This is a genomic window from Rhodocista pekingensis (assembly GCF_042665545.1).
GTDB classification, from domain to species: domain Bacteria; phylum Pseudomonadota; class Alphaproteobacteria; order Azospirillales; family Azospirillaceae; genus Rhodocista; species Rhodocista pekingensis.
Genome location: NZ_JBHTCM010000040.1, coordinates 1 through 11,524 on the forward strand (window position 1 = coordinate 1; position 11,524 = coordinate 11,524).

Annotated in this window: 8 protein-coding genes and 1 pseudogene; 5 read left to right on the top strand and 4 right to left on the bottom strand. The window is 72.2% G+C overall.

Going from position 1 to position 11,524, the window contains the following annotated elements; translation table 11 throughout:
• A pseudogene (locus tag ACFQPS_RS20125) lies at positions 1–317 on the top strand (UDP-glucose 4-epimerase GalE); the annotation flags it as partial.
• An 82-nt stretch (positions 318–399) separates the two neighbouring features.
• Entirely contained in the window at positions 400–903 is a 504-nt protein-coding gene (locus tag ACFQPS_RS20130; protein ID WP_377361141.1) for a cupin domain-containing protein, read from the top strand.
• A 58-nt stretch (positions 904–961) separates the two neighbouring features.
• On the opposite strand, the gene cydX is transcribed toward ACFQPS_RS20130, so the two are convergent.
• From cydX to ACFQPS_RS20145, 3 genes are read right to left on the bottom strand one after another with little or no spacing between them, the layout of a single operon-like run.
• The gene (gene cydX, locus ACFQPS_RS20135; protein ID WP_377361142.1) at positions 962–1,084 is read right to left on the bottom strand and encodes a cytochrome bd-I oxidase subunit CydX; all 123 of its coding nucleotides are present in this window, start codon (positions 1,082–1,084) and stop codon (positions 962–964) included.
• Positions 1,085–1,122: 38 nt separating this feature from the next.
• Positions 1,123–2,277: a cytochrome d ubiquinol oxidase subunit II gene (gene cydB / locus ACFQPS_RS20140; protein WP_377361144.1), complete on the bottom strand. Its 1,155-nt coding sequence runs from the start codon at positions 2,275–2,277 to the stop codon at positions 1,123–1,125.
• A 5-nt stretch (positions 2,278–2,282) separates the two neighbouring features.
• Complete coding sequence (locus ACFQPS_RS20145) at positions 2,283–3,854, bottom strand: cytochrome ubiquinol oxidase subunit I (protein ID WP_377361146.1); 1,572 nt, start codon at positions 3,852–3,854, stop codon at positions 2,283–2,285.
• A gap of 324 nt (positions 3,855–4,178) precedes the next feature.
• Here ACFQPS_RS20145 and cydD point away from each other — a divergent pair, with 324 nt between their 5' ends.
• Positions 4,179–5,945: a thiol reductant ABC exporter subunit CydD gene (gene cydD / locus ACFQPS_RS20150; RefSeq protein WP_377361148.1), complete on the top strand. Its 1,767-nt coding sequence runs from the start codon at positions 4,179–4,181 to the stop codon at positions 5,943–5,945.
• On the top strand, positions 5,942–7,630 hold the full coding sequence (gene cydC, locus ACFQPS_RS20155) for a thiol reductant ABC exporter subunit CydC (RefSeq protein WP_377361150.1): 1,689 nt from the start codon (positions 5,942–5,944) through the stop codon (positions 7,628–7,630). Before cydD ends, cydC begins: the two co-directional genes overlap by 4 nt.
• 46 nt (positions 7,631–7,676) lie before the next feature.
• On the opposite strand, the gene ACFQPS_RS20160 is transcribed toward cydC, so the two are convergent.
• Positions 7,677–8,933, bottom strand: a complete 1,257-nt coding sequence (locus ACFQPS_RS20160; protein ID WP_377361152.1) for a TetR family transcriptional regulator — start codon at positions 8,931–8,933, stop codon at positions 7,677–7,679.
• 233 nt (positions 8,934–9,166) lie between these two features.
• On the opposite strand from ACFQPS_RS20160, the gene ACFQPS_RS20165 reads away from it, so the two are divergent.
• Positions 9,167–11,503 (top strand): TonB-dependent receptor, encoded by a 2,337-nt coding sequence (locus tag ACFQPS_RS20165; protein WP_377361153.1) that lies wholly within the window; start codon positions 9,167–9,169, stop codon positions 11,501–11,503.
• Positions 11,504–11,524: the final 21 nt, after the last annotated feature.

The following is an 11,524-nucleotide window of genomic DNA, read 5'->3' on the forward strand; positions in this document are numbered from 1 at the left end:
TTCTGCTGCTGGAGCATCTGCGCGGCCACGGCGGCCGGCATCTGCTGAACGTGGGCTACGGGCGGGGTTTCTCGGTGCGCGAGGTGGTGCGGGCGGTGGAGCGGGCGGCCGGGTGGCCGCTGCCCGTGCGCGAGGCCGGGCGGCGCCCGGGCGACGCCGCATGCCTTGTCGCCGACGCCAGCCTGTTGCGCGACCGCTATGGCTGGCGGCCCCGCCATGACGATCTCGACACCATCGTCCGTGCCGCCCTCGACTGGGAGCGCACCCTCGACGCCGCGCCGTCAGACGGCCGCTCCGGCCCGGGCGATCCGGGCTGACGCCTTTGCGCCGATGGCGACCGCTGCCGGAGGGGATACGATCAAGGGGTTCACGCGCGTTTCCGACACGGGGAGAACGTCCATGACCGCCGCCGACCCATCGCTCCGCGACCGCCTGATCCGCAATCTGGACGACATCCCCAAGGCGCACCGGATGCGCGGGACGCAGGTCGAAAGTCTGTGGGCCCGGCTGGCGGAGGGGACGGCGGCCCGCAAGCTCGGCGCCACGGTAGACATCGTGCCGCCGGGCAAGCTCTCCTGCCCCTACCATCTCCACCACGCGCAGGAGGAGATGTTCGTGATCCTCGCCGGCAGCGGCACCCTGCGGGTGGCGGGGGAGATGATCCCGCTGAAGGCGGGCGACGTGATCTTCATTCCGCCCGGTGCGGAGTATCCGCACCAGATCCTCAACACCTCCGACGCGCCGCTGAAATACCTCTCCGTCAGCACCCAGGAGGACCCGGAGATCTGCGAGTACCCGGACTCCGGCAAGTTCATGGCGGAGGCCGGCCTTGCCACGCAGCACCCGTTCGAGGCCATCCACCGCCACGGCACCGGCGTCGATTACTGGGACGGGGAGGCGTAGCCGGCGACATCCGTCCTCCCCGTCCTTTCTGGGCGTTCTTGTCGGCGCCCGCTCCGCCCTACAGGGCGTCCGGGTCCGGCCCGCCGCGGGCGGCGTCCTCCCGCATCTCGAACCAGAGTCCGTTCTGCACGGCGAAGACGACGGCCAGGGGCAGGCCGAGGAGCCAGGCGAAATACCACATCGTTTCCTCCATCCGGTCAGGGGCCGCGGGCGCGCGGCTCAGTAGTGGTGCCCGTCCTCGCGCAGGATGGCCCCCTCGTCCACCTTGCCGCGGAGCACCCGGTAGACCCAGGCCGTGTAGGCCAGGATCAGCGGCAGGAAGATCGCCGTCGCCACCAGCATGATGAACAGCGTCCGGTGCGAGGACGAGCTGTCCCAGACGGTCAGGCTGGAGCGCGGGTCCAGCGAGGAGGGCAGCACGAACGGGAACAGGGTGATGCCGACCGTCGTGATGATGCCGAAGATCGAGAGACCGGAGGCCAGCAGGGTCAGCCCTTCCAGCCGGGCCCGCAGCCCCGCCGCGGCGGCCAGCGCCCCCGCGATCCCCAACGCCGGCACCACCGCCAGCCAGGGCCGGGCGGCGTAGTTGGCGAACCAGGCGCCGGCATCGTGCGCCACCTCCTTCAGCAGGGGGTTCGACGGCCCGTCGGTGACCGCCGTGCCGACAAGGCGGTAGCCGTCGATCCAGAGCCACAACGCGAGCCCGCCCAGCGCGAACAGCCCCGCCGTGGCCAGGGCGGCGACGGTGCCGTAGTCGCGGGCGCGGCGGGCGACGCAGCCATCCGTCTTGAGCGCCAGCCAGGCGCCGCCGTGCATGGCCAGCATCGCCACGGAGACAAGGCCGCAGAGCAGGGCGAAGGGGTTCAACAGACCGAAGAAGCCGCCCTCGTAGAACGCCCGCAGGTCGGCATCCAGACGGAACGGCACGCCCTGGAGCACGTTGCCGACGGCCACCCCGAACACCAGCACCGGCACGAAGCCGCCGATGAACAGCGCCCAGTCCCAGCCCTCCCGCCAGCGCGGGTCCGGGCGCTTGGAGCGGTACTTGAACCCGACCGGCCGCAGGATCAGCGCCGCCAGCACCACGTACATGGCGAGGTAGAAGCCGGAGAAGGACACGGCATAGAGCGGCGGCCACGCGGCGAAGATGGCGCCGCCGCCCAGGATGAACCAGACCTGGTTGCCTTCCCAGACGGGGCCGACGGAATTGATGGCGACCCGCCGTTCCAGGTCGTTGCGGGCGACGAAGGGCAGCAGCATGCCGACGCCCATGTCGAACCCGTCGGTGGCGGCGAAGCCGATCAGGAGCACGCCCAGCAGCACCCACCAGATCAGGCGCAGGGTCGTGTAGTCGATGAGGGTATGGAGTTCCATGGTCGTCACTCCCCCGCCGCTGCCGACTGCCAGGACCGGACGCGCGGCGGTTCCTCCGCCGGGCCGGTGCGGATGGCGCGCAGCATCAGCGTGATCTCGATCACGAACAGGGTCCCGTACAGCAGGGTGAAGCCCGCCAGTGTCAGCATCACCTCGCCGACGCCCAGGGAGGACACGGCCACGGCCGTCGGCAGCACGCCTTCGATGATCCAGGGCTGGCGGCCCACTTCGGCGACGATCCAGCCCAGTTCCGCCGCGATCCAGGGCAGCGGGATGGCGAAGACGGCGACCCACAGCAGCCAGCGCGGCGAGCCCAGCCGGTTGCGCACCATCTGCCAGAAGAAGGCCGCCATCAGGACGATGAAGAAGAAGCCGAGTCCGACCATGATGCGGAAGCTCCAGAACAGCGTGGCGACCGGCGGCACCAGATCCCAGGCCGCGGCTTCGATCTGTTCGGGGGTCGCCTGCCGGGGATCGTCGACATACTGGAGCAGCAGCAGCGCATAGCCGAGATTGGCGGCATTGGCGGCGAAGGCCTCGCGCACCGCCGGATCGGCGGCCTGCGGTCCGCCGGCGGCCCGGATCGACTGGAGCGCGTCATAGGCCAGGATGCCGTTCTCGATCCGGGTCCGGCCGTGCGCCACCAGATCGGCGATGCCCGGCACCTCGGTATCCAGCGAGCGGGTGGCGATCAGCCCCAGTGCGGCCGGCACCTCCACCAGATGGTCGGTCGTCCGCGACTCCTGGTCGGGGAACCCGATGATCGTCAGGGGGGCCGGCGGCGTCTCCGTCTCCCAGATACCCTCGATCGCCGCCAGCTTCATCCGCTGGTGCTCGGTGGCGACATAGCCGCTCTCATCCCCCAGCACGACGACGGAGAAGGAGGAGAGCAGGCCGAAGGACGCCGCCACCGCCATGGAGCGGCGGGCCAGGGCGACATGGCGGCCCTGCAGCAGATACCAGGCCGAGACGCCGAGGACGAAGACCGAGGCGGTGACATAGCCGGCCGAGACGGTGTGGACGAACTTGGCCTGGGCCACCGGGTTGAACAGCACGGCGGTGAAGCTCTCCACCTCCATGCGCATGGTCTCGGGGTTGAAGACGGCGCCCACCGGGTTCTGCATCCAGCCGTTGGCGATCAGAATCCAGAGCGCCGACAGGTTGGAGCCGATCGCCACCGCCCAGGTGGCGGCCAGATGCTGGACCCGCGTCATGCGGTCCCAGCCGAAGAAGAACAGGCCGACGAAGGTGGCCTCCAGGAAGAAGGCCATCAGGCCCTCGATCGCCAGCGGCGCCCCGAAGATGTCACCCACATAATGGCTGTAATAGCTCCAGTTCATGCCGAACTGGAACTCCATGGTGATCCCCGTCGCCACGCCGACGACGAAGTTGATCCCGAAGAGCGTTCCCCAGAACTGCGTCATCCGGCGCCAGATGGCCCGCCCGGTGAGGACGTATACCGTCTCCATGACGGCGAGCAGGACCGACAGACCGAGTGTCAGCGGAACGAACAGGAAGTGATAGAGTGCGGTCGCGGCGAATTGCAGCCGGGACAGGGAGACGATGTCGAATTCCATGGCGGTGCAGCCGGAGAAGCCCGGCCTCCCTGAAAGCGTGGGGTCCCGTCCCCTGGACGGGTCCGGCGCACCGCTGGCCGTTCCCTGGACGCCGTTCCGCAGGCATAGTGCCGGCGGTGAACGGCGGCCGGGCACCTGGTGCCCCGTCCGAATGGACCGGGAGATCGGGCGCCCGTTCCTTGCGGATTGTCAAGGCGCCGCAGTGCAGCATGGGCCAGGGGTCTGGAGACGGGGGCGGGAAACCTTGTTAGTTCTGAAGATACGAAACTATCGCATGGCTGCCCTGCCGGGGCGCTGGAAATCCCGTTGTCCGTGAGCGCTGACATGCCCCGCTCCCACATCCCGCGCGACGGTGGTCCGCGGCAGCCCGAGTCGTCGCCGGCACCCGGCGGACCCGGTACGGACAGCACAGCCGCTCCGGCACCGGCGTCCAGGGCCTCCAGGCCCCGCCGGCCGGCCTGGGCCGCCGAGCCCGCCCTGCGCCGGGCCGCCTGGCTCCAGGCGGGGGCCGCCCTGCTCTGGCTGCCGCAGGCCTGGCTCCTGGCGCGCGCGCTCGGCACCCTGGTCGCCGGCGGCACAGGCGTGGAGGCCGTGGCCGGTGAGGCAGGCCTTATCCTGCTCCTCGGTCTCGTGCGGGCCGTGCTCGACATCTACGGCGGCCGGCTGGCCTTCCGCTCGGCGCGGGACCGGCTGGGCCGCGACCGCGCCCGTGCCGTGGCCGCGCTGGCCGGACTGCCGCCGCTGGACCCCGGCCGCCCGGCCGCGGGTGCCGCCGCGGCGCTGGTGACCGAACAGGCCGAAGCCGTGCTGGCCTACTGGCACCGCTTCCGGCCGGCCAAGCTGCGCGTCGTCCTGGTCGGACCCTTCATCCTGCTGGCGGTGGGCTGGGTCTCCTGGCTCGCGGCCCTGCTGCTGCTGCTGACGGCGCCGCTGATCTTCCTGTTCATGGCCCTGATCGGCTGGCGGGCGAAGGCGGCCAGCGAGGCCCGTCTGGCCGAGGTCGCGGACATGCACGGCCTGCTGCTGGACCGGCTGCGCGGCCTGCCGACGATCCGCGCCCTGGGGGCGGTGGAGGCGGCGGCGCTGCGCCTGCGCTCCCTGTCGGACACGGTGCGCCGGCGCACCATGGCGGTGCTGCGCATCGCCTTCCTCTCCTCCACGGTGCTGGAGCTGTTCTCCGCCCTGGGGGTGGCGATGGTGGCCGTCTATGTCGGCTTCCACCTGCTGGGCGAGCTGCATTTCGGCACCTGGGGCGGCGAGCTGGGACTGGAGCAGGGGCTGTTCATCCTGCTGTTGGCCCCGGCCTGGTTCGAGCCGCTGCGCGAACTGGCGACGCTCTGGCACGACCGTGCCTCGGGCGAGGCCGCCCTGGCGGCCTTGCAGAAGCTCGGCGACGCGAGTGCCGCCGGATCGGCGGCCGCGGCCCCGGCGGACGAGGCGACCCCGGCGGCCCCCGCCGGCGCGGCCGGCCAGCCGCCGGCGTTGGAGGTCCGCGCGCTGCGCTTCGCCCATCCCGGCGGCGTGGGGTCCGTCTTCGACGGGTTTGATCTCGCGGTCGCACCGGGCGAGCGGGTCGCCCTGCTGGGGCCGAGCGGCAGCGGCAAGTCCACCCTGCTGGCCCTGATCGCAGGGCTGCTGCGCCCGGAAGCGGGCGAGATCCGGATCGACGGGTTGCCGATGACCCCGGCCAGCGCCCCGGCGCTGCGCCACCACATCGCCTGGGTCGGGCACCGGCCGCATTTCCGCGCCGTCAGCCTGCATGCCAACGCCGCCTTCGGCCGCCCGGGCACGCTGGCGGACGCGGCCCTGGCCCGGCTGCTGCCGGGGGTCGATCCGGCCCGCCGTGTGGGCGAGGGCGGAGTCGGTCTGTCGGGGGGCGAGGCGCTGCGGCTGGCGCTGGCGCGCGCCGTCGCCGATCCCGATGCCGGCCTGATCCTGGCCGACGAACCGACCGCGCATCTGGACGCCGGCACCGCCGACGACGTGGCCGACGCCCTGCTGGCCGCGGCCGAGGGCCGGACCCTGCTTGTCGCCACCCATGATCCGCGCCTCGCCGCGCGGCTCGACCGTATCGTCAGGATCGTGCCATGACGCGCCCCGGACCGCTTGCCGCCCTGATCGCCCTCTACTGGCGCGAACGGCGCGGCACCCTGCTGGCGGCGGCGCTGCTGGCCGGACTGACCGTGCTGGCCGGGGTCGCGCTGCTGGGCATCTCGGGCTGGTTCATCACCGCGACGGCGCTGGCCGGGGCGGCGGGGCTCGGTCTGGCCGGCCTCGACGTCTTCCGGCCCGCCGCGGCGATCCGTTTCCTGGCCGTGCTGCGCACCGGCGGACGTTACGGCGAGCGCGTGGTCGGGCACGAGGCGACGCTGGCCCTGCTGGCGGCGCTGCGGGAACGGCTGTTCCGCGGCCTCGCCCGGCCGGAAGCGGCGCGTGCCCTGATGGCACGGCCGGCCCGGCTGCTGTTCCGCCTGACCGTGGACGTGGATGCGCTGGACAGCCTCTATCTGCGCCTGCTGGCGCCGGCCGCGGCGGCGCTGCTGACCGTCCTGGTGGTGGGCGGCGGGCTGGCGCTGCTGGACGGGCGCCTGGGCCTGGGGCTGGTGCTGGCCTGTGTCGTCGTCGGGGTCGGCGTGCCGCTGGCCCTGCGCGGGGCGGCGGAGCGGGCGGCCCGGTCGCGGGCGGCGGCGCTGGAACTCCTGCGTCTGAGGGCCATCGACCTGATGGCCGGCCAGACCGACCTGCTGATGACCGGCCGGCTGGACGCCCAGCGGCAGTCGGTGCTGGCCGCGGAGGCGACGCTGGCCGCCGCCGACGACCGGCTGGACCGGCTGGACCTGCGCGCGGCCCTGGCCGTCGGCGCCATCGGTGCCCTGCTGCCCGCCGCGGCCCTGGTCGCGGTTGCGGCCCTGCTGGCACAGGGGGCGCTGACGGTGCCGCAGGCGGCGATGGTGGTGCTGCTCGCCCTGGCCGTGCTGGAGCCCTTCGGCGCCCTGCGCCGCGGCGTGCTGGAGCTGGGCCGGACCCGCTGGGCCGCCCGCCGCCTGCGCGACTGGTGGTCGCCGCCGCCCCCGGCGCCCGACCTGCCGCCCCCGCCGGACGGATCGGCGCTGGTTCTGCGCGATGTCGGGTTCCGCCATGCCGGTGCCCCCGCACCGCTGTTCCGGGGCGTCTCGCTGACGGTGGCGGCGGGCGAGCGGGTGGCCGTCGTCGGGCCCAGCGGGGCGGGCAAGTCCACCCTGCTGGACCTCATGGCCGGCGAGCGGATACCGCAGGACGGCTATGTCCTGGCCCTACCGCGCACCGTGCTCGGCCAGCGCACCGACCTGTTCCGCGACAGCCTGCGCGGCAATCTGCTGCTGGCCGCCCCGGACGCGGACGAGGAGACGCTGTGGCATGCCCTGGCCCAGGCCGGGCTGGACGGCTGGGTCCGCGCCCTGCCGGCCGGGCTGGACACGATGCTGGGCGAGGGTGGCACCGGCCTGTCGCAGGGGCAGGGCCGCCGGCTGGCGCTGGCCCGGCTGATCCTGCGCGGGGCGCCGCTCTGGCTCCTGGACGAACCGACCGAGGGGCTGGACGGCGGCACGGCGCGCGCGGTCCTGGCCCGGCTGGCGGATGCCGCCGCCGGTCGGACCCTGGTGCTGGTGACGCATCTCCGGCGCGAGGCGGAACTGGTCGACCGTCTGCTCCTGCTGGATGCCGACGGCCGGCTGGACGAGGTGCGGCGCGGCGATCCCGGCTTCGACGCCGCCCTGGACCGGCTGCGTCCGGACTGAGGCGCAGCGTCCACCCGGGGGCCGCTTCCGGCTTCCGGGCGGGCGGTCAGCGGGCCGGAGGCGGGGCGAGCAGCGCCAGCCGCTGCCATGCGCGGCGTGCCACCGCCTCCCGCCGGGCCGCCGGCGCCAGCAGTCGGATCTCGCTCAGGGCGGCGATGCCGCAGACCGTCAGCAGGAAGCCGTCCATGCGCCGGAGCCCCTCCGGCGCGTCGTCCAGCGCCCGCAGCAGGTGGAAAGAGTGCGCGCCGCGGCCCAGCACCAGCGGCCCGGCCAGACCCGACAGGCTGGGATCGTGCCGGGCTGCCGCCAGCAGCTCGTCCACCGCCACGATCTCCGGGCGCAGCCCGCCCGACCCGTCCAGCAGGGTATCGACATAGCTTTCCACGGCGGTGGCGCGGGGAATCGTTCCGCCCGCGCGCACCTGATCCAGCAGGTCGTTGCGGGCCAGCAGGGCATGCTGCGCATGCTCGAACGCGGCGCGCAGGATCTCGGCCCGGGTGCCGAAGCGGTTGACGGCCACCGACGTGGCCGTGCCCAGCTCCGCCGCCAGACTGCGGTGGGTGAAGCGGGCGGCCCCGTCGCGCGCGACCAGGGCCACCGCCGCGGCCAGGATGCGCGCCTCCGTCGCCGTGCGGGGTGTCGGCGCCAGCGAGGCGGGGTCCGGCGTGCGCAGGGTGCGCCAGTCGCTGGCCGGCTCGGGCGGCGGCAGTCCCGCTAGCCGGCGGGCGAAGTGCCGGGCGGCGGACGCCGCGGTGGCGCCGGCGATGATCGTGCCGCTGTCGACAAGGAAGATGTCGCCCAGGGCCTGGACCGCTTCCAGGACCAGGCCGGCCTGTGCGGGCGCCAGCCGGAACCGCTCCAGCACGGTGCGGACGAAGCGCCGGTCGCTCTCGTACCAGGCCCGGGCGGCCGCCTGTAGGCGCTCGTCGCGGTCGGCCTGGAGGAACAGCTCCCGCCGGATCAGGCAGGACCGGCGCTGGCGCTCCCCGCGGTGCAGGACCCAGACGGCGAACCAGTCCTCGAAATCCGCCGGGCCGGGCGCCAGCCCGGCCAGGGCCTCGGCCTCCGCGGCCAGCCCGGCCGCGGCGTTGGTCGCCGCCTGCTCGAAGGCGGCCAGCACCAGACCGTCCCGCCCCCCGAAATGGTAGCAGAGCAGCGCGGCGCTGACATCGGCGGCGCCGGAGACGGCGCGGGCGGTGGTGCCGCGCAGCCCGACCCGGGCGATCAGGTCCCCCGCCGTCTCCAGAAGCTGGGCGCGCAGGCTGGGGGCGGGGCGGCCCGCATCGGTCAGGGCATCGGTCATGGCGCCTTTCTACCCGCTCCCGGGGGCAGCGGGAATCTGAAAACGACTGTTCAGGGTGCTTTCCGGATCTTCGCCGCCCTGGTCATTCCGACAGAGGGAAATCAAGGAAAAGCAATGAATTGTTGTGATGTTCGTGGAGACCTAAAGAAAAGTTTCATGCTTCCAACACGAAAAACATACGTTCGAAGTCTATGCAGGGGCAGTCCCGTCTCCGGCCGCATGAGGGGGTTTCCATGTCCCGTTCCCGTTTCCCGGCATCCGTGTCCACCCTGGCGCTGCTGCTGGCACTGGCAGCACCCGCCGCCGCCCAGCCGACCGCCGCCCAGCCGACCGCCGCCCAGGCGAGGTCCTCCGGGCCGGATTCCCCCGGTCCGGCCGGCGCCGACGACCGGGAGATCGAGGAGATCGTGGTCACGGCCCAGCTCCGCGCACAGCCGTTGCAGGACGTGCCGATGCCGATCAACGCCTTCACCGGCAGCTTCCTCAGGGATGTCCGGATCGACGACTTCGAGGGGCTGGCCGATCTGGCCCCGGGCCTGGAGGTGCTGGAGCAGACGGTGCAGAACCCGACCATCGTCGTGCGTGGGGTCAGCTCCGGCGGCAGCGCCGCGAACATCGAGAACCGCATCTCCGTCTTCCAGGACGGCATCTCCATCAGCCGGGCGCAGGGCGCGCTCCAGGAGCTTTTCGACGTCGGCCAGGTGGAGGTGCTGAAGGGACCCCAGGGCACGCTGTACGGGCGCGGTTCCACCGCCGGCGCCATCGCCGTCGCCTCCGCCCGGCCGGACTTCGACGGGACCTACGGGTCGGTCTCGGCCGGGATCGAGGAGTTCGACGGCTGGACGGCCGGCGCCATGCTCAACGTGCCGGTCAATGACCGGGCGGCGCTCCGGGTGGCGGCGACGCGCCACTACCGCGACGGCTTCATCAAGAACCTTGAGAACGGCGAACCGACCGGCGGCACGGACATGACGGCTGGCCGGATCAGCGGCACGGTGCGCCTCAGCGATGCGGTCGAGGCGACGCTGATCCTCAACGGCCAGCGCGACCGCGGCAATTCCAACGTCTTCAAGGCGGTCACCATACCGACCCGGGGTGGCGGCTTCAGCGGTTCGGGCGACAACACGCCCTGGAACCGGCTGCCCTTCCGCACCGACCCGTTCTCCCCGATGCAGTCCGACCTGGGCGATGCGTCCTACCTGCGCCGCGACGTTGCCGGGGCGACGCTGCTGGTCGACGCGCAGCTCGGCGACATCACCCTCAGCTCCATCTCCGGTTACCGCTATCTCAAGAGCGACGACTATTTCGACGTCGACGGCTCCTACCTCTACATCGTCAACGGGCTGGAGGACACGGACCTCGACCAGTATTCGACCGAACTGCGTGCCGCCTATGACGGCGGCGGCCGGCTGACCGGCGTGGCCGGCCTCAGCCTGTTCCGGGAATCCACCGACTACCGCATCGCGCTCGACTACGATCCCAACCGCGTGGCGACGCTGGTGCTCGCCAGCTCGCCCTTCTACCGGCTGCCGGTGGCGGCGAACGGCGCGCTCAACCCCGTCCTGCCGCTGGGCTTTCCCGCGCGGGTCGGGGAGGAGGGCCTGACCGAGAGCGACACGACCAGCTACTCCGTCTATCTGGACGGTTCGTACCGGATCACCGACAGCCTCGGCCTCTCCGCGGGTCTGCGCTACACCTTCGACGACAAGTCGCTGGCGACGACCCGTCCGACCAGCAATCTCGGCCTCTTCATTCCGACCTCCACCGGCGCCCGGCGCACCCGCTCGGCCGACTTCGACGCCTTCCAGCCGCGCGTCGTCCTCGATTACCGGATCGACGAGGATGCGAAGGTGTATGCCAGCGTCACCACCGGCTACCGCTCGGGCGTCATCCCCGAGGCCGGGCGGACGAACAGCGATCCGGTCACCGATCCGGAATACGTCATCAGCTACGAGACCGGCGCCCGCACCACCTGGCTGGACGGCCGCCTGCGCCTCAACGGCTCGCTCTACTATTACGACTGGACGGACTTCCAGACCCAGGTGACGGACCCCGAAACCAACCTTCCCGTCAGCGCCGCGGCGGGTGAGGCCAGCGCGTTCGGCTTCGAGCTGGAGGGGGATTTCGACCTGACGAAGGCCCTGCGCCTGTTCGGCAACCTGAACCTGATGCAGGCCGAATATGACAGCTTCGTCTCCGGCGGCCAGGACTTCACGGGCAACACCATGACCCGTTCGCCGAAGGTCCGGTTCACGCTGGGCGCCCAGGCCGACATCGAGCTTCCCGCCGGCTGGACGCTGACGGCGAACGGCTACGCCAGCTACCGCAGCCGGCAGTACTACTCGGACGAGAACACCGCGCTGGAGAGCCAGGACGCCTTCACCCTGGTCAATGCCAACCTGGTCCTGGCGACGCCGGAGGAGGGCATGACCGTCACGCTCTACGCGGAGAACCTGTTCGACGTGGAGTATCTGGCCGACGTGGGCAACACCGGCCGCTCCTTCGGCATCCCGACCTGGGTGCCGGGCCATCCGCGCGTGATCGGCGTCGAATTCGGCGCCCGGTTCTGACCGCCGCAACCTCCCCCGCAC